Origin of the sequence: Adhaeribacter swui (assembly GCF_014217805.1) — a bacterium.
In the GTDB taxonomy this organism is placed as follows: Bacteria; Bacteroidota; Bacteroidia; order Cytophagales; family Hymenobacteraceae; genus Adhaeribacter; species Adhaeribacter swui.
This window is the reverse complement of the sequence record NZ_CP055156.1, coordinates 415,454-442,410: the sequence shown is the minus strand read 5'-3', so window position 1 is coordinate 442,410 and position 26,957 is coordinate 415,454. Positions and strand designations below refer to the sequence as shown.

Sequence of the window (26,957 nt, the reverse complement as noted above, 5' to 3'; positions counted from 1 at the left end):
AATGGAAATAGAATAATAACTTCTTTCGCCATCACGTCCATACTTTATTACTATATTCTAAATGAAAATTTCTTTACTGATTTTAGTTCTAAGTTTTTTAGTATCAGCATCTTTTGCGCAAAGGCAATATTCAGGTAAAGTTATAGCAGCTACAACGCAGCAACCATTAGCAGGGGCAAGTATCAGTATTCTGGGAGCGAGCGATGGCACAATAACAAACGACAAAGGATATTTCTCTTTAACAATCCCCTCGGAAGAAGATACTATTGTAATTTCTATAGTAGGATATTTCCCTAAGAAATTAAAGGCGGCAGTCCTGCAAAATACAAGATTAATTTACTTGCAAATTGCTGATAAAGCGTTGCAGGAAGTAGTAATATCCGGTTATGCCACTAACCGCCCGATCCAGCAAACAGCTGCCTCGGTTGGGTTATTAACGCCCCGCGAGTTAGAGCGTTTTAGTACCACTTCCCTGGTGCCGGCTCTTAATACCTTACCAGGAGTACGGATGGAAGAACGGGCCACAGCCAGCTATCGATTATCCATCAGAGGGAGCAGTTTAAGGGCTCCGTTTGGGGTCCGGAACGTGAAGATGTACTTAAATGATGTGCCCTTAGTGGAAGCTAACGGAACTTTACCGGTTAATTTAATTGATGCGGGTACTATTGGGCGGATTGAAGTTTTAAAAGGGCCGGCAGGTAGCGTGTATGGCGCCGGTACCGGCGGTACAGTTCGTTTAGAAACAATCCGGCCAAATGCGGGAGAAAGTTCTTTGGAATCTAGTTATTTAGCCGGGTCATATGGCTTGCGCCGGTACACGGCCACGGCTGCTACTGGTTCAGAAAAGTCAGGTTTTTTGGTTCGTTATGCTAAGCAACAACTGGACGGATACCGCCAGCAAAGCGCTATGGACCGGGATGCCGTTTTATTAACCGGACAATTATACCCATCCGATAAACAGACCTTTAGTTTTCATGGCTATTTTACCGACTTATATTATCAATTACCCGGAGCCCTTACCCGGGAACAATACAATGCAAACCCACGGGCGGCCCGGCAAATAAATATTGATCAAAAAACATCGCTTTCATTGCAAGGCATTAATTTAGGCATGGGGCATCAATACCAGTTTAATGAACATTGGAGTAATAATACCGCTCTATTCGGGGTATTTTCTTTTCTGGATAATCCGTTTACTACGGATTACGAGCGTAATGCTAATCAGTCTTTTGGCGGCCGTACACAAACTACTTACGCAACTTCTATTTCGGATTTGCCTGCCCGGTTTACCTTAGGCGGGGAGTATCAGCACAGTTTTGTAAATTCACGGCATTATGAAAATAAAGTAGGAGAGCCGGGTAAGCTAAATTTTGACGATGAAGTATCTACAGATCAAGGTTTTGTTTTTGCCCAGACTGAGACCAATTTACCGGGCAATTTTATTTTTACATTAGGCGCTAGTTTAAACTTTATGCGTTACGATCTAGCCCGAGTATCTGATGCCGATACTACCAGTAACTACCGGAATGAAAAACCAATTAATCCTCAGTTTTCGCCCAGGATAGCTCTATTGAAGGTGATCAACCCTAATCTATCTGCTCATGGAAGTATTAGTACTGGTTTTTCACCTCCTACTGATTCAGAAATACGGCCATCGGATGGTAGCTTTAACACCCGCTTACAACCGGAGCGCGGCCTTAATTATGAATTGGGTTTTCGCGGTAGTGCCTTACAGCAAAAGCTTAGCTTTGATTTAGTGGGGTTTTGGTTTAAACTACATGAAACCATTGTAAGCCGAACTAATCCGGATGGAATTGTGATTTTTGATAACGCTGGCGCTACCCGGCAACAAGGTATTGAAGCAGCGTTGGCTTATACTTTTATTCAAAATGCCAACCGGCCGGTAAAACTTTTTAAAGTATGGAGCACTTATGCTTATAGCCATTTCCGGTTCCAGGATTATGTGCAAAACGATGCAGATTATTCGGGCAATAAGCTAACGGGTACGCCGCCCCACGTTTGGTTAATGGGCTTGGATTTTGAAAGCCAGTTCGGACTGTACGCAAATGTTACGTCTAATTATACCAGCAAATTACCACTGAATGATGCCAATACGGTTTATGCCGACTCTTACTTGCTGTTGGGGGCTCGGGCAGGAATCAGGCGGCAATTATGTACTAAGTGGCAAGCAGAACTCTACGGCGGAATTGATAATGCTTTGGATAAGAAATACAGTTTAGGAAACGACTTGAATGGCTTTGGCGGACGTTATTTTCAAGCTGCCCCAAACCGTAATTATTACGCGGGTGTTCAGTTAAAATTTTTAATTAAAAATAAATAATTAAGTAGGTCTTTCAAGAGCATAGCTGGTTGGTAGAAAAGACAAAATTTAAAAAATTACTTTTTAACCATTTTATCAGGTTCCCATTATAAATTTAAAAGTCAGGACAAAACAAAGGGCTTCTAAACTAGCAGTTTAGAAGCCCTTTGTTTTAGGTAAATCTATTTATTAAATTTTATTGCTCTACCGGTTTCCCAACAACTACTTCATGAATGTTATCGAATACATAATATTGATTTGCCAGGGAAAGTAATTGTTCCGGAGTAACGGATTTTACTTCAGTGATATAATCGGAGTAAAAGGTTAATGGCAATTGATGCAGAATAAGGTTCTTATACTTTTCAGATTGATCGAAAATAGTACTGAGATCATTAGCCAGTTTACCTAAAGTATAATTTTGTACCGTTTCCAGTTCTGATGCTTCCACGGGTTCATTCTTTAGCAGGGCTATTTCTTTGTAAATTTCGTCTAAAGTTTGCTGAGAATTTAAGTAGTTAACATCGGTAGCTATTAATAAAAGCGCATGCTGCTCCTTCGCGGAAATAGTAGAGTAAATACCGTAGGTAAAGCCTTTATCTTCGCGGATATTTTTCATTAAACGGGAGCCAAAGTACCCCCCCAGGATTTTGTTTAACAAGGCCAGTTTATGATAATCCGGATGATTCATGGCGGGCCAGGAACTGCCAACTCGGATAGAAGATTGCAAGCTATCTTCTTTAACCAGAAAATCTTTTTTGATGCTTCCGGTAGCCTTATAAGATTTAGCAGGCCGTTCTTCTTTGGCTAATAACGAACCGCCAAATAGTTGCTCTACTTTAGCTACGTTGGCTGCATCAAAATCCCCGCAGATGAAAATTTCGGCTTCCGAGAGGTTATAGTGTTTTTTGTAAAAGTCTTTTACTTCAGCTAAAGTAACCTGATTTAAAATTACTTCATCCATTCCGGTGGTGTATGGATGATTAGGGCCGTAAATGTTGCGGGTAAATAGCTGATTGGCTAAGTAAGAATTTTTTTTCTTCTCTACACTTACATTCTGGATTGTCCGGATTTTTAATAAATCAAATTCTTTCTCCGGAATAGTAGGTGAATGCAGGATTTCGGCAAACAGATCAAGTAACGGATTAAAATGCTTGGTAAGCGTGTATAACGTAATGCTAGTCCGATCAAAGCCTTGGTTGCTTTCCAGGGATGCCCCATAAAAGGCAATAATATCAGCAATTTGCCTGGCCGAATAGTTCTGGGTACCTTCTAAAAGCATTTTTGCCGTTAAATACGAAATGCCATTATAAGGTTCGTACCACTTGCCTGCTTTTAAAACAATTTCAAATTTAAGAATAGGCTGCGTAGCGTTATACAGGCAGTGTAAACGACTGCCATTCGAAAAAGTAGCTACTTCGGCAGCAGGTAATTGTACGGTGGTTATTTCTTGCAGAGCAGGTGCTACAGATCGGTTAAGCATGTATTTTTTATTCAGTTGGGCTGGTTGTATCTTCAGTACCTAAGTTTAAGTGTAATGTAAAGCGAATAGTGTTAGATAATGGGCTGGTTCTGTTTTGGTTAGGAACTAGGTAAGCGGCATCTAAGCCAAATTTCTGTGTCCGGATGCCTAAACCTAAACTTAAATAATGACGGTCGCCTTTTTCCGGACTTTCGTAAAAATAACCTAAACGAGCGGCAAATAATTGATTGTACCAATACTCTAAACCTGTATTTAAAACAACTTCCTGCATTTCTTCGCTAAAGCCACCAGGAGCATCAGTAAATGAGCTAAAAATGGCGCTAGGTACACTCTGGCCGAAATTAGCACCTTGTGACGGCACTAACAATTTATTAGCATCTACGGCCAAAGTTAAAGTATTGTAAGGATCTAACTCCATGGTAAAGGCCGTACCTAATTTTAAATTTGTAGGTAAAAAGTCTTTCCGGTCGGCGTTGGTATAAGCGATTTTAGCCCCAATATTAGATATATTACCACCTAAGGCTAGGTTATAATTTCGGGCACCCAGGGTAAGGTCTTTGGTATAGTATATACCAATATCCGCGGCGGCAGAGTTACCCGGTCTGGAATCGTTAATACCCGCCGAAAGGTTGGAATGAATAAAACGGGCGCCAACACCTAAGCTTAAATTTTCGCTTAATTGTTGGCCATAAGCTAGGCTTACAGTGTATTCTTTCGGGTTAAATTGTTGTACCGGGTTGCCTTGGTTATCGGTAAACTGAATATCGCCTAAGTCGAAGTAAAGAAGGGAAGCCGAAAAAGAAGCCCGTTCATTTACTTTTTTCACCGCCGAAACATAAGAGATAGACATATCATTAATGATGTTGCGTAACCATGGCGAGTAAGACGCGCTGGCACTAAAATCGGTGGTTATAAAACCTAATTTCGCAGGGTTATAAAAAGAGGCATTTACATCCGGCGAAATAGCCACTCCCACATCGCCCATACCAGCAGAACGGGCATCGGGGGCAATGGTTAAAACCGGAACGGCCGTGGTTACAACGTTAGAACCCGTAAAGCTTGCTTGGGCATTAGATAAATGAGAAATAAAAAGAGTAGTAACCGGAAAGGCTACTAGTAGACTTTTGAAGAATTTATTCATAATGGGTTTAGCGATTTCTAACGTTCTACTTTTTAAAATTTTAAAAATTTTACTTTAACAAAATTAATTTTTGGGTTTTGGATGCTTCTGAACCATCACGTTTGGAACGAACGTGGAGAACATAAATATATAATCCTTTACTTATAGCTTGGTTATTTTCGTTTAAACCGTTCCAAGATATAGCTTTTAATTGCGGTTTACTGGCAAAACTGGTGCCAGTTACTGTTTTTATGAGGCTACCAGTGCTATTAAATATATTAATTTTTATATCTAAGTCTTCACCCGCCCGGTTATGGTTAAATTGAAAGGTGGTTTGGTCCTGGACTGGGTTCGGAAAATTAAAAACCTGATCCAATACCAGCTTTTCTGAGCTGGCTACAATCAACTCAATTTCACTTTCGGCGGAGTTGTTATAATTGTCCCAGGCCTTAACCGTTAAGGTATGCTCGCCTACGGATAAATTGGTGAACGGATAACGAACCTGGCCAGCTTTGTAATTATCTATTTCGGCAGTATAATAGTTATTCAGGCTAATTGGTTTACTTTTATTGTTGTCTAAAATGGCAGTTATTTCGTGGCCAATCCCAACGCCGGTGGTGTTTATGCCGCTTTCATCGGCAATATGAGCGATTAAGGTTGTATTGGTACCAGTTAAGCCACCCGAAACAAAAGATTCATCGTCCATGAACAAGCGAATGGTTGGCGGCTTTGTGTCTGGTGGGCTCGTGGAACTGGCACCGCCCACTATAACATCCGTGTATACCCCGTGAGCATCACCTGAATCGGAATAGGCGTAAAAGCTAATCTTGCCTTTACCTAAATTATAGGCTATATCTTTAGGTACCATAAACGTTACAGAAAACAAACCATCCCGCACCGAGGCAATGCCATCGTAAATAATGTTTTCCCGGATTTGTACTGCCCGCACGTTGCTAACCCCATTTGCGCTCTCGTCGCCTAAAGTGTTTATCTGGGTTTCTTTTTCAAAAACGGTAGTTTGTACCCGTCCGTTAAAATTAGTTGCTACGGTATTATTTAAGTCTTTTATACTGCCGGTTAAGGTAATGGTGCTTAAAGCTTTTAAGGTGTCTATGCCGGTAGTAACGACCCGGTTATTTACTTTATCTAAACTAACTTGCAAGGCAGGGTAGGCCAACCGCATTGATGGATCGCAAAGTAAAGCAAAGTTTCGGTTATTTACTTGCGAAAGGCTGCTGTTTTTAGTTAACCGGAGTACATCGCCTAAACGGGGCATTTGGCCATTCATGGGGGTAAAGGCATATTCAAAAAAGTTTTTGTTTAATACGCGGTTTCCTCCGGCATATACCGGCCGGGTAGTAGAAATTAAACCTATGGCTCCCCCGTTAGCATTCAGAAGCGCTTGTTCGGCGCCCGAGGCTCGGGCCGGATCATCGTACCGGCCAAATTCGCAAGTGGCAGTAACCAGAAAGGTTAGTTTATCTTTATTCTGCCAGTTGTTTATCTGCGGAATAGTCACAATTTTTTCTTGCGCCAATGTAGTCTCGCTGCCATGGCCGGTATAATTAACCAGTAAAGCGCCTTGATTTAGCCCTTGGTCAATACTGGCGCTGGCCTCCGATGATACCTGCCCACTCGCATTGTTTTCTTGCTTAAACATATCCAGGTATATTTTACGCAAATTATAGCCCGGATGGTTGGCTTTCATATAATCAGCTAAAAATTCGGCATCGCGCAAATGTTCGTTGCCATCGCCATCATCCGCCACTAAAAGCAAGCGATTGCGCCAATTACCGAAAGTTTTGGGATCGTTGTAGTGAATGAGTTTATTAACTATTATTTCGGCTTCTTGCAATGTGCGTACGGGTAAACGGCCAATACCAATATCCAGTAAGTCCGGATTAGAGAAGTTAGTTTCATCCCAAAAGCCTTCGTTGTCGTCTAAAAAACCGTAGTAATCTTCCGAAGAATAACTTTCTAAAGGATCTAACGACTCCCGGGATTGGTAAACCGGAACGTAGTTGGTGTTGTTTACCGTTCGGTTTGCCGGGTTATTGGTATTTGCAGCTTTATAGTCGTAAGAAGCATCGCCAAACAATAACAGGTATAAAGGCGTTTCGGCATTTTTTCGATCATACAGCATTTTCATAAAATCGCGGATGGCCGTAACATCCTGCGCTCCCGAAGAGAATTCGTTATATATCTGATTTGTGGTAACTACCTTTGCCTGCAGGTTATCGTGGGTTTGGCGGTGAGTGGCCAACCGTTCGGCTTGCGGTAAAAAGTGAGGATGAGTTACAATTACCAGGTTTAATTTTCCGTCTTTATTTAACTCGTGCAGGTTCTGATTAATTACTTTTCCGGTAAAACTGGGTGCCGGAAAATCTTGGCCGGTAAACGCAATAAACTCTTTCAGCGAATCAGTGGCGGTAGTAAAAGTGGCTTCGGAGCCGTTATGGGTTAAAGATAAACTTTGTGGTTGGGTAGGATTGGTTACGTCCCAGACAACAGCTTCTGGTGGCATATTACCAATAGTAAAGCTGGATACCGCGCCCGGATAGATATTTTGCAAGGAGCGGAAGAGGGTTTGATTACCGCTGAGTTTTAAAGGCGCTTCCATTAAAATTTCTAAATAATCGAGATACCCCAAGGCAGCGGCGTTACCGGCCGTGTTATAAGTTACATTTACTTTAAGTTCGTTTGTAAAAGGTACGGCGCTGCTGTTTTGCTCAAAAGTGCTCACCTGAAATACTCCTACCGGATGATAATCAAAATTGCCTCGTCCGGCCACATGAATGGTTCCTAAAGCCGTGTCATTCAGTTTTAAATTAAAAGAAGTGTTGGAAGGTGCATCGCCCACTACGGCTGCCTTTACTTGAATAATTGACTCGGGTAAAATGGCCGGAACAGGAAAAATAAAATCCCGGCTTAAGGTAAAAGAACTAAACTCTTCGCCTAGCCATTGCCGACCCGATAATAGTTTGTTTTTTAAATCATCTTCGTGAAAAAGTCTTTCCTGGTAAGAGGTAATGGTGACAGTGGCCCCCGTAACCAAAGCTTGATTTTGTACGCGTAAACCAGCAGTTTGGCCCACCTGCAGAAAATAATAGGCAGTATCGGAATAAATATTATACTGATGCCGAAAGGTTTGTTTGTTTGCTTCTAACTCCCAGGTATGCGGGCCTTGCGCGTAAAATAAAACATAGTCGCCATCGTCGAATTTGCCGTCTGTTTCGCCGGCTACGTAAATAGCATTCTCCACTAAATCGTCGGTGCGGGGAGTGGCGTTAAGTTGGGGCAACATGCCGCCACCATTGCCAAATAAGCGAATAAACTGCGGGCTTAAATTGGTAGTACTAATTCCTGTTTTTTGCAGCGCAGCTTTATCTAGTTTATACAAACCACTGGTAGTAACGCCAATTTTATACCACTCACCAGTACGCAATACCGAACCATCGGCGTACCGGCGTAATATCGGCTGGGGGTGAGGCGCCGTTTGACCAAATGCCGAAAGGGATAACCAAAAAAGTAAAAAGCTAAAAAGGCTTTTAAGCATATATCCCAAAAATATAAACAGAAGTTCTTAAAGAAAGGCGCTTTAAGAACTTCTGTTTTCAGTTCCTGTATGCTAATATGAACTGTAGAAAAAAGAAATTATTGCTGGGCGGGGGTAAGTTCGTACGAGTACGATTCCATAATTAAATTAGCCAATAATTTTTTACAGGCGTTTTCTACTTTTTCCTGCGCAGCAGCTTCGTTTTCGGCTTCTAAAGCCAGAGTTATGTGTTTGCCAATCCGTACATCGGCTACTTGTTCCAGGCCTAAATGTTCCAGGCCTAACATCACCGCTTTGCCTTGCGGATCGAGTAGTTCGGCGTGAGGCATAATATCAATTTCGGCGGTAAATTTCATGAGTAAGAAGGTTTTATTAAGGATAGAAGAATATATAAAACAATTATTAGTGGTATTGCCGCAAATTTAAGCAGAAACAACAAGGGTAAAGCAATTAATAGAAAAATAAACCGGATCGAATTATCTTTCCAGGTTAAATTTTTAAATTTTAAGGCAAACAGCGGTATTTCGGCTACTAGTAAATAACTCATTAACAGGGTTAAAACGCCCAAGGTAACCGGGTTTAGAATAAACTCATGCAAACCAAATACATCATTATCCAGAATAAGCGGTAACGAACTTATTAAAAGGGTATTGGCTGGCGTAGGAACCCCGATAAAAGAAGAAGTTTGCCGCGAATCAATATTAAACTTGGCTAACCGGAGCGCCGAAAAGATGACCATGATAAAGGCAAAAAATGGAAAAAGCTCCATGGTTACTAACGACGCTGCTTCGGAAGAGCGAATGGCTTGCTGCATTAATTTAAACATGATTACGCCAGGTAACACGCCAAACGAAACCATATCGGCCAAGGAATCCAGTTGTTTGCCTATTTCGGAATAGGCGTGCAGCAACCGGGCCAGCATACCGTCTAAAAAATCAAAAATAGCTGCTATATAAACTAATAAAGCCGCAAATACCAAATTATCCTGAAAAGCCGCAAAAATGGCGACGCAGCCGGTAAACAGGTTTAAGCAGGTAATGGTATTGGGAATCGCTTTTTTCATAATTTTTTAAAAAATTGCCCACGAACTAACGCAGAAAAGGATTAAATTTTTTCTCTTCGCCAATGGTGGTAGTGGGGCCGTGTCCCGGGTAAACCTTGGTGGAATCGGGCAGCGGAAATAATTGCGTTTTGATGCTCTGTATCAAAGTTTGGTAATTACCACCAGGTAGATCGGTGCGGCCTATACTACGGTGAAATAAAACATCGCCCGCAATTAATTGCTGCGATGCTTCGTGGTAAAAAACCACGTGGCCAGGCGCATGGCCGGGCGTAAATAAAATTTGCAACTCCGTTTTTCCAAACTGCAGTACCTGGCCTTCTTGCAAATAATGAGCGGGCAATAGTTCTTCGTACTTCGTAAACCCATAGCTGGGCCCAAATACCGCTTGGGCACGTAACGTGGGCAAATCTGTTTTGTGAATGGCTAAATCAACTTTGTAGGTATCGGCTACAAATTTATTGCCCAGCACGTGATCGATGTGGCAGTGGGTATTCACTAATTGTGTAACCTGTAAACCTTCGGTTTTAATAAAATCTACCAGGGTTTGCTGTTCACTTTTATCATAACATCCTGGGTCAACAATAATACACGTTTTGGTCTCGTCGTGCAGTACATAGGTGTTTTCCGCAAAGGCGTTAAAAGTAAAGCTGGTAACAATCATTTATTTTTAAATTTTTCGTATTTTAACAATGAGGCTGCCGGGGCTTACCCCAGTTTGCTGCTAAAATCCGGAATACGTGTTTACTGAAGTTTTGAATACTATTGATGGCTTTTATTTCAAATATAATCCTTTTGAAATAAGCGGTAAGTTACTAAATTCAGGAATACTTGTAGTATCTTAACCCGCATGATTTACGATTTTATCTTGGTAGGGCATGGATTAGCCGGCGGAATTTTAGCGCGTACTTTGAGTGAGCAGGGTTATAAACTAGCTGTTTTTGATACTTTTAAAGCCAACTCGGCTTCGCGGGTAGCGGCCGGATTAATTAACCCGCTGGCAGGCAAACGGTTTGCCAAATCGTGGCTGGCCGAAAAACTGGTGCCCTTTGCCATTGCTTTTTACCAGCAAATAGAAAAAGAATTTAATGTGAAAATTTGGCAACCGCTGCCTATTTTTAAATTTTTTTCATCGGTAGAAGAGCAAAACACCTGGATGGGTAAAAGTAGTAATCCAGCCATTCAGGAGTTTATTAAACAAGTACATCTGCGGTTGCCTTTTTCCGAAAGTATCAATCAGGATTTTGGCGCCATCGAAATAGCCCAAAGCGGCTACGTAGATGTAAATAAGTTCTTAGATTGCTTGTTGGTGGCCTTAGCTCAAAGCCATTTGCTTATACAAGAATTTTTTGAGTTTAGCAGGTTAAATTTAAATGCAGATTTTATTACTTATAAACAAGATAATAATACTATTACGGCCCGAAAAATCGTTTTTTGTGAAGGGTTTCAGGCAATTAATAATCCCTACTTTAGCTGGCTGCCTTTTTCGCTAAATAAAGGAGAAGTTTTAGACATTAAAGTGGATAATTTACCAGCGGAATGTATCTATAACAAAGCGGTTTACGTTCTTCCTTTTGGTACTGATGGGTTTAAAGTTGGGGCCACTTATAACTGGCGCGAAATAAATGAACAACCTAGCGCCGAAGCTTTAACGGAGTTAACGGAGCGGGCTGGTCAAATTTTAAAAAAACGCTTTGTGGTTACCAAACAAGCGGCGGGTATCAGGCCGGCGGTTAAAGATCGCAGGCCTTTAATGGGTTGGCACCCGGTGCACCACCAGATAGGTATTTTTAACGGCATGGGTTCTAAAGGAGTAATGATGGCGCCTTACCTGGCTCATAATTTTGTGGCAAACCTGCAAGGCGCTAAACTGGAGCCGGAGGCCGATATTAGCCGGTTCTTAAAATATTTTACGGGAATTTGATTCTTTCATATGAATAGTACTTTTAAACACGCTTTTACTTTTTATTGGCAAAAAGTATTTCTGCTGGCAATAGGAGTAATTTTTTTTAATTTAACCACCCAGGCCCAGAACCAAATGGTAGGGCAGGATGCCTTTGGCAAGAACCGCATTCAGTACAAGAGTTTCGACTGGCAGTTTTATAGCACGCAAAATTTTAACGTTTATTTTTATACCGGTGGCAAGCAAGCTGCTATTAATACCGCTGAATATGCCGAAAAGGAATTAAAGCGTATTACCAGTATTATCGGGTATTATCCTTACTCCAAAACCACCTTAATCCTGTACAACTCCATTGCCGACATGCGCCAAAGTAATATTGGCCTGAACGATGACCGTTACCAAACCGGTGGCGAAACCATGTTTTTAAAAAATAAGGTAGAGTTGGCCTTTGATGGTACCCAAACCCGGTTTAAGAAAAATATCAGCTATAATATTACCATGCTGCTCCTGAACGATATGATGTACGGAGGCAGCTTAAAAGAAGTATTGCAAAGCAGTTATTTATTGAAATTGCCCGATTGGTTTATAACCGGAGCCGCTACTTACATTACCGAAGGCTGGAACGTAGACATGGATAATTACATGCGCGATATGGTTATTAAAACCAAAAATAAAAAGCCGGAAGCCTTGTTTGTCCGGAACCAGCAGTTAGCGGGGCAAGCCGTCTGGAATTACATTACCGAACGGTACGGTTACACTTCTATCCAGAATATTTTAAATTTAACCCGTATCACCCGCGACGTAGAAATTGGTATTTCCAGTAGTTTAAACATTCCTTACCGGCGCTTTATCCGCGACTGGAATAGCTACTACCTGCAAATGAATTCGCAAACCAGTTCGCGCTTAACCACGGTAGATGCAAACCGCCAGTTATTCCGGAAAAACCGCAAAGATAATATTTACACCGAGCCGGTATTTACCCCCAATGGTACCAAAATGGCTTACGTAGAAAATGACCGCGGCCAATACGAAATTAAGCTCTACGATATTGCCAAACGGCGCATCACTAACATCAAGAAAGGCGGATACAAAACGCCCGATCAGCAGATAGATACTAAAATGCCCTTGTTGGCATGGAAATCGAACACGCAGTTAGGAATTGCCGAAATAAAACGCGGCGTGGTTACCTTATCCAGTTATTACCTGGACCGACGTAATTTTTCAATTTCAAAAGTTATAAAATCGATTATTGGTAAGCCCGATGGCGCTCTAAACCAATTTACCCAGATTTTAGACATGGATTACTCCGACGACGGAAAAATGCTGGTAATGAGTGCCGTGCGCGATGGTAAAAGTGATATTTATTTGTACCGGGGCCGTAAAGCCGAACAAATAACCAACGATATTTACGACGACCGCAACGTAGTTTTTATGAAAGGAAACAAAGGATTGTTGTTTTCTTCTAACCGCTTCCTGGATTCCACGGGTTCGGTAGTGCCGCAGTTCGATAAAGTAGTTAACAATTTTGATATTTATTACTACGATTTAGAAAAAACTGGCTTTGCATTTAAGCAGCTTACCCGTTCTATTTCTAACGAAACCAGCCCTAGGCCTTTAGATGAACAAAGCTTTTTGTATTTAGGCGAAGAAACCGGCGTCCGTTCGTTGTATCGGTATAATCTGGCTTCCGGGCAAAACGAAAGAGTTTCGGCTTATCAGCAAAATATTAAAAGCTACGATTATAACCCCAATAATAGTATGCTTACGTTTGTCGCCGCCGACCGCGACCGCGATTTTGTGTACCTTTTTCCTAATTTTAGTTTTCAGCCCAATCCGGATTTTAAAACAGTGCGGCAGCAAACGTTGGAGCAGCGCTCTATTCGCCCGGCGGTAACGGCAACTACGCCAAAAGAAACACCGCAAACGGCACCCGCACCTGCCGACACTACTCAAGCCACAAATACCCCGGATAAAGCAGTTGCCAAAGACAAAGCGGTAGATACCCGTAATTACGAGTTTGAAACCGATCAGCAAAAGCCCGCCCGGCCTAGGTCAATTACAGGAGCTCGCGCAAACCAAAATGCACTCGTACAAACCAACGAAGCCGTACAATTAGCCGGGCCTGTAAAATACGATTTGCGGTTTAGTATCAATAAACTAGTTACTTCGGTGTATCAGGACCCATTAATGGGCTTTGGTTTGGTAGCCGAAGTGGGTATGTCGGATATGTTCGAAGATCACCGGATTCGGGGTGGGGTGTTTTTAGTAACAGATTTACGGTCGAGTAACTTTTACGCCGAGTACAGCAACTTGAAACACCGTTATGATTTGCGGGTATCGTATCAAAAACAAAGCATTTTTACCTCATACCAAAGTAAAGATTTGCGGTATGGCCGGCATGAGTTTACCCCGGCGCTAATTTATCCGCTTACTCATAGCTTAAGCGTTCGGGTGTTGCCTAAGTTTGTGCATACCAAATATGCGGTTACCAATATTTTAGCCGAAGCCGATAGCGTCATGAATTTTGCCGGTGGTGGGGCCGAAGTTGTGTTTGATAACTCCGTAACTATGGGAGTAAACATGTACGAAGGTACCCGTATGAAAGCGGGCATTATGGCTTTAAAAGGTTTAGATAGAAAAGAAGAAGGATTTAATAAGTTTTACCTTGATTTGCGGCATTACCAAAAAGTGCACCGGCAAATTGTTTTTGCTAACCGGTTAACTTACGGCCATTATTTTGGGCCTTCGCCGAATCGCTTTATACTGGGTGGGATGGATAACTGGCTGTTCTCGTCTTACGACGATGACGGACCTAATATTTACAACGGTACTCCACCCCGGCCCGCAGAGTTGTTTTTCCTGCAATTTGCTACCAACATGCGGGGTTTTAAATACAACGCCCGGAATGGTACCTCGGCTTTATTATTAAATTCGGAGTTAAGAATTCCGATTGTGCAGTATTTATTTAAAGATACACCGATTGGTTCCGGGTTTTTCCGCAATCTGCAGTTTACCGGCTTTACCGATATCGGTTCTGCTTATACCGGGGTAAGTCCTTTTAACCGGAAAAACTCGTACAACACGCAAGTGCTAGGTGGTAAACAAGGCGACTTTAATACCAACCCATTCCAGGCTACGGTGGTTAATTACCGTAATCCATTCTTGTTTGGTTATGGTGTTGGTGCCCGTACTACCTTGTTAGGGGTGTATGGCAAAGCCGATGTAGCTTGGGGCCAGGAAAACTTTAGAAGCACCGGTCCGGTGGTATACGTTACTTTGGGTTACGATTTTTAAATTTTTAAAATTCTGTTAAAATAAAAAGCTCCTGGTTGGTTAAACCAGGAGCTTTTTATTTTAACAGAATATAAACGGATATAGAATTTTTAATTATCCTGTTGCCTAAGCATTACTGCTCTGCTAAGCTGGAACACTATCCATAATAGATTCAAAAATAGATAAACCTGCCAAGTTTCCTAAATCCGGGTCGGCGGCACGCTCGGGGTGAGGCATCATACCAAATACATTTTTACCGGCATTGCTAATACCCGCAATACTCTCCAGGCTGCCATTGCAATTAAAACAAGCATCGGTATTAGCGTTTTCGTCGCTGTACCGGAACATGACTTGCTCGTTGTCATTTAACTGTTTTAACGTATCGGCATCTGCAAAAAAACGACCTTCGCCGTGCGCCACCGGAATTTTATAAGCTTTGTTTACATCCAGGTGCCGGGTAGGCAATAAGGTATTGGTTTCGGGTTTTATGAACACATTCTTGCAAATAAACTTTTGCTCAATGTTGCGTAGTAAAGCTCCCGGTAATAAACCGGCCTCGGTTAAAATTTGAAAACCGTTGCATATGCCTAACACATAGCCGCCTTTGTTAGCATGGGCAATTACTTCCTGCATAATAGGGGAGAACCGGGCAATAGCACCGGAGCGTAAATAATCGCCGTAAGAAAAACCACCCGGTAAAACTATAAAATCACAGTTCTGCAGGTCATGATCTTTGTGCCAGAGGCGCGCTACAGGTTTATGCGACGTGCGGCTTAAAACTTCAATCACATCCTGATCGCAGTTAGAGCCTGGAAAAATTACTACTCCAAATTTCATGAGACAAATATAAGGGTTTTAAACCGCATTAAAATAACTCATCTGAGTTAATGTGTTATAGAATATCCGGAAAAACAAAAAGGCTACTTGGTAAAAGTAGCCAGCTAATTTTAATGTTTTCGTGTTAAGAACTGGTTTTATTTAAGTGAGCCATTGCTTCCTGCTCACTAATAATTTCACAATCAACCGTAATAAAATCGGTAACCGCATCATACTTATGAGAGCAATAAATATAATTTTCTGACTCGGTTTTGTAAATAGTATACGTAATGTGGGAATACTTCACGTTTTTGGTAGTAAAGGCCATTACTTTTAGTAGGTCTTTATCAAACTCTTTGCCGCACTTCGTCTTCAGAGTTTTATAAGAATTTAATCTCATTGTAAATACTAATTCTTTCGCTTTACCTTGTAGCGCACTGAAATAAGGATTTTAATGCAAAATTAGTTTCCAGTTTGGCAAAAACCAAATTTTAAAAATCGGGTAAAATGGGGGGAATGCAAATAAAAAATAAAAATATAAACATTACTTAATCCTGTAACTTTGACCTTTACTTGGATTACTTAAAATAGTACGAATGCTAAAATCAATGACGGGCTACGGCTTGGCCCAGAAAGAAACCGAACAGTATGCTATCTCCGTGGAAATAAAATCCTTAAATTCTAAAAGTATGGATCTGTCGGTTCGGATTCCGCGCTTTTTAGCCGATAAGGAACACGAAATCCGGAATACATTAAGTAAGAATTTGATCCGGGGCAAAATAAATCTAACGATTGATTTTACGCGTTCCCGCTTGGCTAAAACCCGCAATTTTATAAATACCGAATTATTACAGTTGTATTATACCGAATTAGAATTAGCAGCAGACCGGGTTGGGGCTAATAAAAATGAATTATTCCGGTTGGCCCTGCAAATGCCCGAAGTAGTGCAGCAAGGTTCCGGCACCGAAGAAGAAAATGAGGCGATAAGCTGGGACGAAGTGCAGGAAGTATTAACAGAAGCTCTGCAAAATTTTAATAATTTCCGGGTAGACGAAGGCAAAGCGCTTACAGCCGAAATAATGACTTACATTGATCGCATCCGGATTTTGCTGGCAGAAATTGATAAGCAAGACCCCATCCGGATAGAGCATATCCGGAACCGGCTCCGCAGTCACCTCGCCGAAATTAATACCTCCGAGCTGTTTAACGAGAACAGGTTTGAGCAGGAAATGATTTATTTTATCGAAAAGCTGGACATTGCCGAAGAAAAAGTAAGATTAATCAACCACTTACATTACTTTACCGAAACAGTGTATTTGCCCGAACCAACCGGTAAAAAATTAGGCTTTATCTCGCAGGAAATTGGCCGCGAAATTAACACCATTGGTTCAAAGGCCAACGATGCCACTATTCAAAGGTTTGTGGTAGAAATGAAAGAAGAACTGGAAAAGATAAAAGAGCAACTGAATAACATTTTGTAAATTTTAAATTTTTAAAATTTAAGCCGGCTGATCCGATGCGAATAGTATTCTTTAGTGCCAAACCTTACGATAAGCATTTTTTTGAAGAATTAAACCAATCTTTCGGGCACGAACTCCACTTTTTGGATGTACCCTTGCATGCCGATACCGCCGTGTTAGCCCGAGGGTTCGAGGCAGTTTGCATTTTTGTAAATGATGAAGCCAGTGCCCCGGTAATTCAACAGTTAGCCGACTTAAACGTAAAATTGCTGGCCCTACGATCTGCAGGTTTTAACCACGTAGATTTAACAGCAGCTCAAAAACATAATTTAAAAGTGGTGCGGGTACCGTCTTATTCACCGTATTCAGTGGCCGAGCATACCTTAGCTTTGGTGCTTACGCTTAATCGCAAAACGCATCGGGCTTACAATCGGGTACGCGAAGGCAACTTTTCGTTGAATGGTTTAATGGGGTTTGATTTACACGGCAAAACGGTCGGGCTCATTGGCTTAGGGAAAATCGGTTTTGCTACTGCTCGCATTTTTAAAGGTTTGGGTTGCCGCGTTTTAGGTTACGATATCGTGCAGTCGCCCGAATGCGAAGAAATAGGTATTAATTTTACCGATCTGGCTACCATTTACGCTGAGTCCGATATTATTTCTTTGCATTGCCCACTTACAGCAGATACGTTTCACCTGATTAACGAAACTACTTTAGCCCAGGTAAAACCGGGAGTAATGCTGATTAATACCAGCCGGGGTGCGCTGATTGATACCGTAGCGGTTATTGAAGGTTTAAAGCACGGACAAATCGGCTACCTTGGATTAGATGTGTACGAAGAAGAAGGCGATTTATTTTTTGAAGATTTATCCGATAAAGTAATACAGGACGATGTATTTACCCGTTTATTGGCTTTCCCTAATGTGCTAATTACGGGGCATCAAGCTTTTTTTACGCAAAATGCCATGCACAACATCGCCGAAGTAACCCTGCAAAACATCACCGATTTTGCGCAGGATAAAAATTTAAAAAATGCTTTATTTTAATTTTAGGCAGCTAATTGTTTACTGCTTTTAATAGGATGGGCTTATATTTTAAAATACTTTTTTACCAGATAAAAAAAGATAATACCCAGCACGGCTCCAATGGTGTTAAAGTAAATGTCAGCGATATCGGGCTGGCGGCCTAACCGCATTAAACCCTGTAATAACTCAATCAGCGCGCCGTAACTTACTGCCAAAAGTAAAGTAATTATAATGCTGTTGATATTTCGGGTAACCAGATTTGACTTAGAACGATAGTAGCCAAATAGTATTAGAAAAGACCAAATTAAAAATACAAACAGGTGCGCCAGCGAATTTATACTGATAAGGCTCCAATCCGGAACTTTAGGCAAAGCTTGCGGCGGTAATAAAGTTAATACCAGTATAATACTAGCCCAAATAACAGCCGGTATATAAGGTAATAAAAGCGCCAGCGTACCAGTACCTGGCGAAATAAGGCCGGCGCTTTGTTTTTTAAAATTCATTTAAGCCCCAACTAAGTCGCCGTAAGCTTCAGCGGTTAATAGTTCTTCAATTTCACTGGTGTCCGTAATAGCCAATTTTATCATCCAACCCTGGCCATACGGATCAGAATTTACCATTTCGGGGTTAGAATCCAGCTTTGGGTTAACTTCCAGTACAGTACCCGTAAGGGGACTAAATAAATCCGAAACGGTTTTTACCGCTTCTACGGTGCCAAATACTTCTTCTTTGTTTACTTGTTTATCCAGGGTGTCAATATCTACATACACAATATCCCCTAGTTCGCTTTGCGCAAAATCAGTAATGCCAACAAAGGCTATATCTCCTTCAATACGAACCCATTCATGATCTTTCGTATACCGGAGGTCCTGTGGTAAATTCATCTTTAGTTTCAGGTTTAGGTGTTTATTTAATTTCAGAGCTTCTATATCAGGGTGCTGAAGCAAATATAATAAGAATTTAACTTTACTTGCCTGGCTAATTTACAGCCTTACCATAATACCTAATTTTTAAAATAATGTTTTATTTATTGCGACAAGCTGTAACGTAACTGAATGCCACCTTCCGAAACTGTATTTTTAAACGAACTGGATATTTTAGGTTCCGATACTACCCTGGTAAAATAAAACTGGATGTTTAATTTTTGATTTACCGTATAATCAATGGTTGGTTTAATTTGAATTTGCTTGGTGCCATTGGTGGGTTCGTTTAAGCTACGCTCTAATTCAAAGCCGCCACCAGTACCCGTAGTATCGCTAATTATGGAACGTTGAATAGTGATGTTATCGCGTAAAGTAAAGTCAAAGCGGGCATTTAACTCATTTTTAAGAACAATGCGTTCGCCGTTGATTTTAAAAGGAACCCGGAAGTTAGTGGTAGCATAACCTAAGCCTATTACGTAATCTCTGATACCCACTTCGGTAACCTGGGCATTGGTAGCCATATTCAAGGCCAGGTTGCGTTCGGTGCGATATTCTAAGCGGCCAATTACATTTTTCTGGGTTTTAAAATTAATACCCAACAAAGGAGTTAAGCGCTCCATGATTGTTAATTGACTAATAACGTAATACGGCTCAAACTCATTTCGCTCGTTTTTAACCGTTGAGAAACCGGATTCTGGCTCGGTGTTGTATTTAAGCGAAGTAGCAAAGTTGTTAATGCTATACACCGAGCTGTAAGCGTGCGCCAAGGTAAACGAGCTAAAATACTGTTTAATAAATGGCAGTTCTGCTAAGCCATTATAATCTAAACGCCAGTTGGGCAACGGAATGCTTTTAAACAAATTGGTAGACCGGCCTGCTTTGGTTGTTGGATCATACGTGTTAATATCCTTACCAGTATAAGCATATATAAAAGCCGGTATTAAAACATCCTGCGAATTTTTGGTGTAAGTACCCGTTTTATCGGGGTTGGCGGCACCTAACCGGGGCGCAATAGTAGACCGGTATTTTATAAAATTATCAAATGCCTGCGAGCTATTGCCCCGTTTGCTTTCGAACATGGTACCTAACGATATAATGGAAGTGCTAAAAGAACCAGTGTGGTAGGGGTTCTGCAATTCTGGGGTGGTACTAATTGGCTCTCCGGTGGCTTCATCAACGGATAAGCGATAAAAAGCTTCTTCAATATCCGAACGTTCCCGGCGAGCTTCTACCTGGATGTTAAAGTTTTTAAAAGGTACCACATTGGTCCGGGCCGAGAAATTTTCGGTTCGTAAGCCGCTAAACGCCGTGTTTAATAAATGACTGTTTTGGGTATACCAACCGTTCCGGTAAATAAGATCATACAAATCACTTAACTCAAATTGCTTACCTAAAATAAAAGGCAAGCCCGGAGCATTAAAACCTTCGTCGAAGCCCAGGAATTTAGATTTAGGTAGATAGCCCGGCACTAAATTGCCTCGCGTTAACTGGTAAGTAAAATTAACGGATTGCACAGCCATTAATACTTTAAGCGTTGCTTTTAAGGCCCTTAGCTCGGGCTTTTTCTCGGTAGTATCTTGCGCGGCCTCTGTGCCTGGTGCTGCTGGTTGTGGTGGGCGGGCACCGGCGTTGGGCGTAGCTTCGTTAATTGCTTTTAAGAATTTTACCTTATTGTACAAGCGTAATAAATCTACTTTACCAGTAGCACTGGCATCGCTGTTATTCTGGATGGTATTACCTAAACCGAGCGAATCGCTCAACAATACGGTAGATCCTGATGTCCAGGTATATCCGGCCGCGTAACGTACATCAGCGCTAACCCAGTCAGTTAACGGAAATTTATCGAGTGGCAAGCGGTAAGTTACGGCTGCTGATTGATCAAAGTTGGTGGTACGGCCACCTTTATAAAGATTGCGCCAAATTTCGTTACTTCTTTCCCGGACTAACGGGTCTTCATCGTGGCGGTTAATTCTGCCATCCGGCTCATCTACCACCGAGCGGTTAGTGGCAGTATAATCAAAAGATAAGCTTTTGGTTAAATCCCATTTAATATCATAAACCCGGTTAAAGAAAAAAGTCTTCTGAAAAGTGGCATATTTCGGATCTAAGGGTACCGGCGTTTCATTTGGGTTAAGACGGCGCTGCAGGAACAATTCGTTATACCGCCGGTCTAAGTCGGCCCGGAAAGCAACCCGGCTCGGTAACGGAGTAAAGTTAAATTCTTGTAAGAATTTTAAATACGGCGATTTTAAGGCCGCCACTTTACTTAGCGGAGTATAGTTTTTAGGCGCACCATTAAAGGCGTAAGCCAAACCGCCGGTATACGTTTTAGTTAAATCCCGATCCGTGAATATATCTGTATGCAACAGTTCGCTGTAAGCATAAGAAAGCGACAGGTTCTCGATATCGTACGGGCGAGATTTAGAGTCCGGATCGGTTTTCTCTTTCCGGACATTTAGTAAGTTAAAACTTTTGGTTGTAGTTTGATTAATAACTTCTTTCCGGTATTCCTGTCGGTCCTTATCGTTGGCAAACTTCTTTAAAGATTGCTCCAGGGGCGTATCCGGATCTAAGGGATCGTAGCGCGGTTCCTGGGTGGCCTTGCCGTACTGCACAGCAACCGGAATGCGAATGCCTAAATTTTCGGGTAAGAATTTATCTGCCGCAATATTGGCATTTACATCAAACTGAGCGGTATTAGCCCGGGCCCGTTGCGCAATTTTTTCCTGCAAACCACCAAAGCCAACGGTAGTATACGAACCGGTTGCCGAGATATTAGCTAAATCGGCTAATTTTAAATTGGCGCGGGCATTTGCCGCCCAACCGGCTTTCTTATCAAAATCAGCTACGCGCAATTCATCAGCCCAGATACAAAACGATTTATCGGCCCGATCGGGAGATCTTGGGTTAAGAACGCCCATCATAATGCCTTGCACCGAACTAAAATCCGGGTTACCCACTACTACTATCTGACGACCATTTTCTAGATCTACTTTGTATGGTTGCAAAATACTGGCCTGGGCCTGGTTGCGGGCAGATTTCGCGTTAATAAAATCCTGAAAGGCTACATCAATCATATTCTCTACCTTCCAGATTTCCTGCTCGTTGATTTCCCCATTCCGGGTAATTTTTAAAGGTAAAGAGTATTCGTAGTAGTTTTGCGTGTAATCAGTACCAATCCGGATAAAGGCCCTTACTTCGTCGTCGCGGGTGCTGCCGTTTAAGCTTTGCGCATGTATGAATAACTTTAAACGTTTATAAATAAGCATATCCATGGTAACGTTTTTGTAAACGGCTTTACCAAAAGAGTCTTTTAAGTTATCCACGCAAATTTGCAGCGATTGTTCGTTTTGCCGGCGGGTAGTAACCGAAGAGTTATCAAACTGGCGATAAATACCTGGTGGTATCACGTATTTAATATTACCCGGATCCGCTTCGCCGTTTTCTTCGAGGTTTACCGTAGAAACAGTAAAATTATCTACATCGGTATCGCAATTGCCGGTACATGGTACTCCTCCTTCCGACACAGAACCCAAGTATTTACGCCATTGATTGGATACAAATTGCATCTGTACTGTACGGAGTACTACTGGTTCCTGAAACTGAGTTAAGTACATGCGCATAAACCGGATAGATTTAAAGCCCTGCATGTTATTAACGTTGCCGGTAGGTTGGCGAACCGGAATCCGGAATAAATACCAGGAAACTTTATCGCCGCTTACGGTGGTATCCACCCTGTCTACAATGTAGTTTTGGCCTACTTCTAATTTGCCCGGGCGTAAATCAATTTTGTATTCGTAGTAGCGTTCTACATCCGATACAATATTATCTTTATTTAAATCTTCTTTATCCGGGTAAGGGTAGGCGGCTTCTACGCTGTTTTCAACAGAGTTACCTTCCATACCGTTAAAGTATTTGTACCGGCCAAGTACTTTAACATTGCGGTTATCATAATCCTGATTTAAATGGTGTTTAAAATTATCGTTCGAGGGGTCAGCTAATTGTTGGTATACCCCAGCAAAAAATTGTTTTTCTTCAGTGTCGTTTAGTCCTTCTAAACCTATATCCTGAAACTGGCGGCTACCAGAAGTATTATCAAAAGCATCGGTTAAAAACTGCCGCCGCGTTACTACTCCCCAGGGAGTGCGGTCCGTATCGGGTTTGGGTGTAGTGGCAATATTACCGGTAAAATTTTCGGTTGGTAATCCGTTTTCGAACTCGTAGCGGTTTTGATCTTTTAATAAATCTTCCGATACGTTTCCTAAGTTAAATATTAATTCACCTCCGGTGGTATTGGCTCTTGAATTTGTGCCTTCATCATCGTTAATATCTGCTAGTTGCGTATTGGGGTTTGTTACTTTCAGGAATGGATCCATCATCCAGAATTCCAGATACTCAATATTAGCATTATCAAAATCGGTATCAAAGGTTATTTCGCGGCTAATACCGCCCCAGTTATCAACCGGGTTATTCCGGTTCGGCAGAAATTTACCGTCAGCGCTTACGCCTTGGTTGTAGTTATACTGCCCCCGCTCGGCAGGATAAAAGGCTATGTCGAAAGGATATTCGTAGTTGTTTACCGCATCTAAATCGCGGTTCGGGAATATTTCTTTCCGGTTAATACCCCGGATATAATGGTTTCGCAAATCGGCGTCCGAAATGTTTCTTGGATGCTGCGGTCCGTTACGGTAATATACGCCTTGGTCAATCGTATACCAAGCCAGGTGTGCCCGGTTATTGGCATAAGCCAGACCAGTTCGGCCATTAATTAAGGGAGCCGGCGTGGCTGCCAAACGCCAGTTATTCGTGTTACTGCTGCTGGATAAAGAGTAAGAAGACTCGGCCCCTTCAAAATCATCGATGTAAGAAACCCCATCTTCGCCTTTTAATTTTGCTTTAGCGGGTAGTAGTTGCGCAAACTCGGCGTTGAAAGCAAAAGCCGAAGGCTCTTTGGTTTCAATAAAAGGGAGTTTGTCGGTAAGGGTAGTTAATAGGCGCGATTCTTTTTTTAAATTTATATCTAACCCGTAGATGGTATTGTTAGAAGGTTCGTCGCCGAGGCTTACCCGGTTGTTATTGTAAGGAGTTTCGCCGAGATGTAAGATGGTGGCTCCTAAACCAATATCCCGGTTTAAAGCATAATCTAGGCGGGTACCAACCAATGCCCGCGGTTGCGGGTTAATTATCTCGGCTTTCTCAAATTCTACGCTCAGGTTGCTCGCCGAATTTAGATAGCTTGGATTTAAAATTTTGACGCGGGCCAAAGCATAATCTACCCGGTAATCAACCCCTTCGGTTAGCAAATTTCCTCCGGACCGTACCCGAACCGAACCTTCAGCTACCTGAATGCCGGGCAAAGCAATTTCGTCGGTGGAACTGGCTTGGTAGCGTCCTTTCAGGAAAAACTTAGCTTTACTGGTAACTTGCTGCGCATCACTTTGAGTTTGTTCATACAACTCCTGAAACACGTACTTCTGAGCTATATTTTCTTCGCCGGGTGCAAACTTACTTTGCAGGTAAGAGCCAAAGGGTTCTACTTCGGGAAAGTAAATGCGGCCATTTTCGGGGTCGATGGTTAAACCGGTTAAAAAGTCGAAGTTCCCATCGGCGGGGGCGTCATTATTGGTATTTACTTTATCCAGATTAAAAACTTCAACTAGCGGAACGTCTTTAATATTTTGACCTTCTTTTAAGCTGGTAATATCTACGCCAGTCTCATCGTCTTTGTAGATAATTTTCAACTGAAATCCTTCGCGGGTTACCTGGTTGGCATTCAGCGAATACACGTTTTTCATCATCAAATCCCAGGTCGGCAACCCTAAAGCTGGATTGGTAGATTTGAGCATTTTTAAAAAAATCACTTGATTATCACCAACGTTCTGGTAATCGTCCTGCAATTCGCCTACCCGGTACACGCGGCCATTATAGGTGTATTCGTAAGCTACGCCCAATACCTGCTCGGGCAGCATTTGTATATTCAGGGAGATGTAACCTAACTCCGGGCTAAAATTATATTCCTTCGGATCTAAACGCCGGGCCCGAACGTGCTCAAAGTCTACGTTTTTTTGAAATCCTGGAGTTAAACTTTGTAATTGCTCGTCTACGGTATTATTATCCCGGAAATTACTTATTCGGCTAAACAAAGTATTAGCATCGTTACTGGCAGGTACCGTTGGCGCAGTGCCAGTTTTAGCAAATACATCCCGGTAAATTTTAGCAGTATCAGCCTCCGCTAAGTCCATTAAGGTTACTACGTTGCGCAGGTTTTCGGTTTGCCGGTTATCGTTGGTGATGTAAACTTCAAGCCGCCGGATGGTAATACCGGATTTAAGTTGGGGTAAATCGCGCAAAGAACGATCATAACGGTCGCGGAAAAACTGCGACAAAAAATAATGCCGGTCGCGCTCGTATTGGTCTATTTTTATTTCAAAAGGCCGGTTCTGTGCTCCATTCTGAATATTAATCTGATCCGTGCGGCCCCGCACATTCGACATAACCGTGGTTACCCCTAATTTACCGAACTGTAACTGGGCCTTTACCCCAAACAAGTTTTGGGCACCAGTAACCAAACTGTTATTTAAAGGCAAACTAACGTTACCAGCTTCAATCTTCCGGATAATTTCTTCCTCATAGCCGGTATAATCCATTTTAATGTTATTCTCAAACTCAAAGTTAGCTTTGGTATCCCAGTTAAAATTAAGTTTAAGTTTTTCACCAATCCGGCCGGTTACGTTAATAGCTAAATTTTGATCAAATTCAAAGTCGCCAGTCCGTTGCCGGCGCAGCGGGAGCGATTGGTTAAAGTTACGGTTAAACCGGGCGCCAAATTTTAATCCGGCATTTCCATTTGTTTGAATATCGACAAAGTTGCCACCAAAAATACGATCGAACAAGGGGCTAACTACAGGTATTTTAGGGCTCAGTAAAGAACGCCCAGAAGCTTTTTCTCCGGTTACACCTCCCTCGGCTTTGCTCCGCCAATAATTCCGGATGGCTTGTTGCTGTTGAAATTTGGTGTACTCTTCGTACGTCATTATTGTAGGATTTCGAAAATTCAGATCGCCTACTTTCTCCTTAATTTCAAAATATTTCAAGCTATCGTCCAAGTCAACGTTCAAGTCAACATTATCCGGATTTTTAAGCAACATAGGAGAGCGGGATGTCCGATTAGAAAATGGGTCACCTACTCGATCTTTCGGCCGAAAGTCGGGACGTCTGGATTTCCGATAGCCTTCGCTGGTGGTGGTATCGGTAATAACGGTATCAACTACTAAACTGCGGAGCGCATTAATATTTAAAGCGCTACCCCCGGTTAATGTTCCGGCCTCAGAAAGCCAGCCAAACATAGTAACAACCGCAACAGACGCAATAATTACGTGATGTGTACTTGTATTCAAGCGAAATGTAAATATGTTACTTTAGGAAGATTTTAAAGCAAGTTTGATCAATTCCTCCACCGTCAGGTGGTTGCCCTCCCGCTTAATAATGGCATCAAGCGTTTTCTCGGCAACAGTTCGAGCAAAGCCTAGGGTTATTAATGCAGATAACGCTTCATTTTGGTTGGTATTGTGTGGTGTAAACGAAACGTTTGCCTGATCAACGAGTACATCTTTTTTTAATTTATCTTTTAATTCTAAGATTAATCGCTGAGCGGTTTTTGCTCCAATTCCTTTAATCCGTTGGATGGTGCGCACATCTTCGCGCACAATTGCCTGCTGAATTTCGGCTACGCTTAAAGAGGATAAAATCATGAGCCCGGTATTGGGACCCACACCTGAAATAGAAATAAGATGCAGGAAAATATTTTTTTCGGCCATCTCGCTAAAGCCATAGAGCGTATGGGCATCTTCTTTAATGTGCAGGAAGGTGAATAGTTTGCAACGTTCCCCTTCTGCTAAACCAGCATAAGTGTTTAATGAAATTTTTATTTGATAACCTACGCCACCTACTTCAATAATAACAAAGGTGGGATCTTTATAAGTTAATTTACCGTCGATGTATGCAATCATAGATATTGACTA

The 26,957-nt window shown here is 41.9% G+C and carries 17 protein-coding genes; 5 read left to right on the top strand and 12 right to left on the bottom strand.

The features are described from left to right. The first annotated feature begins 61 nt into the window (after positions 1 to 61). On the top strand, positions 62 to 2,341 hold the full coding sequence (locus HUW51_RS02915) for a TonB-dependent receptor (protein WP_194300500.1): 2,280 nt from the start codon (positions 62 to 64) through the stop codon (positions 2,339 to 2,341). Positions 2,342 to 2,516: 175 nt separating this feature from the next. On the opposite strand, the gene HUW51_RS02910 is transcribed toward HUW51_RS02915, so the two are convergent. From HUW51_RS02910 to HUW51_RS02885, 6 genes are all read right to left on the bottom strand, one after another. Then, the gene (locus HUW51_RS02910; RefSeq protein WP_185272509.1) at positions 2,517 to 3,800 is read right to left on the bottom strand and encodes a M16 family metallopeptidase; all 1,284 of its coding nucleotides are present in this window, start codon (positions 3,798 to 3,800) and stop codon (positions 2,517 to 2,519) included. 7 nt (positions 3,801 to 3,807) lie between these two features. Further along, the gene (gene porV, locus HUW51_RS02905; RefSeq protein ID WP_185272508.1) at positions 3,808 to 4,941 is read right to left on the bottom strand and encodes a type IX secretion system outer membrane channel protein PorV; all 1,134 of its coding nucleotides are present in this window, start codon (positions 4,939 to 4,941) and stop codon (positions 3,808 to 3,810) included. A gap of 49 nt (positions 4,942 to 4,990) precedes the next feature. Beyond that, positions 4,991 to 8,476: a type IX secretion system sortase PorU gene (gene porU, locus HUW51_RS02900; RefSeq protein ID WP_185272507.1), complete on the bottom strand. Its 3,486-nt coding sequence runs from the start codon at positions 8,474 to 8,476 to the stop codon at positions 4,991 to 4,993. A gap of 98 nt (positions 8,477 to 8,574) precedes the next feature. Continuing rightward, on the bottom strand, positions 8,575 to 8,832 hold the full coding sequence (gene purS / locus HUW51_RS02895) for a phosphoribosylformylglycinamidine synthase subunit PurS (RefSeq protein WP_185272506.1): 258 nt from the start codon (positions 8,830 to 8,832) through the stop codon (positions 8,575 to 8,577). Continuing rightward, positions 8,829 to 9,539: a CDP-diacylglycerol--serine O-phosphatidyltransferase gene (pssA, locus tag HUW51_RS02890; protein ID WP_185272505.1), complete on the bottom strand. Its 711-nt coding sequence runs from the start codon at positions 9,537 to 9,539 to the stop codon at positions 8,829 to 8,831. Before pssA ends, purS begins: the two co-directional genes overlap by 4 nt. Positions 9,540 to 9,564: 25 nt before the next feature. Next, positions 9,565 to 10,200 carry an MBL fold metallo-hydrolase gene (locus HUW51_RS02885; RefSeq protein ID WP_185272504.1) on the bottom strand — a complete coding sequence of 212 codons (636 nt, stop codon included), beginning with the start codon at positions 10,198 to 10,200 and terminating at the stop codon, positions 9,565 to 9,567. A gap of 186 nt (positions 10,201 to 10,386) precedes the next feature. Between HUW51_RS02885 and HUW51_RS02880 the strand changes: the two genes are divergently transcribed. Continuing rightward, complete coding sequence (locus HUW51_RS02880; RefSeq protein WP_185272503.1) at positions 10,387 to 11,460, top strand: NAD(P)/FAD-dependent oxidoreductase; 1,074 nt, start codon at positions 10,387 to 10,389, stop codon at positions 11,458 to 11,460. 9 nt (positions 11,461 to 11,469) lie between these two features. Further along, positions 11,470 to 14,733, top strand: coding sequence for a TolB-like translocation protein (locus tag HUW51_RS02875; RefSeq protein ID WP_185272502.1), 3,264 nt, complete (start codon positions 11,470 to 11,472; stop codon positions 14,731 to 14,733). A gap of 123 nt (positions 14,734 to 14,856) precedes the next feature. Here HUW51_RS02875 and purQ read toward each other — a convergent pair whose 3' ends face one another. Both purQ and HUW51_RS02865 read right to left on the bottom strand, forming a co-directional pair. Next, positions 14,857 to 15,549 (bottom strand): phosphoribosylformylglycinamidine synthase subunit PurQ, encoded by a 693-nt coding sequence (gene purQ, locus HUW51_RS02870; protein ID WP_185272501.1) that lies wholly within the window; start codon positions 15,547 to 15,549, stop codon positions 14,857 to 14,859. A 124-nt stretch (positions 15,550 to 15,673) separates the two neighbouring features. Continuing rightward, positions 15,674 to 15,928: a hypothetical protein gene (locus HUW51_RS02865; RefSeq protein ID WP_185272500.1), complete on the bottom strand. Its 255-nt coding sequence runs from the start codon at positions 15,926 to 15,928 to the stop codon at positions 15,674 to 15,676. 196 nt (positions 15,929 to 16,124) lie between these two features. On the opposite strand from HUW51_RS02865, the gene HUW51_RS02860 reads away from it, so the two are divergent. Both HUW51_RS02860 and HUW51_RS02855 read left to right on the top strand, forming a co-directional pair. Next, complete coding sequence (locus HUW51_RS02860) at positions 16,125 to 17,009, top strand: YicC/YloC family endoribonuclease (RefSeq protein ID WP_185272499.1); 885 nt, start codon at positions 16,125 to 16,127, stop codon at positions 17,007 to 17,009. A 35-nt stretch (positions 17,010 to 17,044) separates the two neighbouring features. Beyond that, positions 17,045 to 18,034, top strand: coding sequence for a 2-hydroxyacid dehydrogenase (locus tag HUW51_RS02855; RefSeq protein ID WP_185272498.1), 990 nt, complete (start codon positions 17,045 to 17,047; stop codon positions 18,032 to 18,034). A gap of 41 nt (positions 18,035 to 18,075) precedes the next feature. On the opposite strand, the gene HUW51_RS02850 is transcribed toward HUW51_RS02855, so the two are convergent. From HUW51_RS02850 to ruvA, 4 genes are all read right to left on the bottom strand, one after another. After that, a complete protein-coding gene (locus tag HUW51_RS02850) occupies positions 18,076 to 18,516 on the bottom strand; it encodes a VanZ family protein (RefSeq protein ID WP_185272497.1) in 441 nt (146 codons plus the stop codon). Then, positions 18,517 to 18,897, bottom strand: a complete 381-nt coding sequence (gene gcvH, locus HUW51_RS02845; RefSeq protein WP_185272496.1) for a glycine cleavage system protein GcvH — start codon at positions 18,895 to 18,897, stop codon at positions 18,517 to 18,519. A 143-nt stretch (positions 18,898 to 19,040) separates the two neighbouring features. After that, positions 19,041 to 26,333: a T9SS outer membrane translocon Sov/SprA gene (sov, locus tag HUW51_RS02840; RefSeq protein ID WP_228466918.1), complete on the bottom strand. Its 7,293-nt coding sequence runs from the start codon at positions 26,331 to 26,333 to the stop codon at positions 19,041 to 19,043. Positions 26,334 to 26,354: 21 nt separating this feature from the next. Then, complete coding sequence (gene ruvA / locus HUW51_RS02835; RefSeq protein ID WP_185272495.1) at positions 26,355 to 26,945, bottom strand: Holliday junction branch migration protein RuvA; 591 nt, start codon at positions 26,943 to 26,945, stop codon at positions 26,355 to 26,357. Positions 26,946 to 26,957 lie beyond the last annotated feature (12 nt).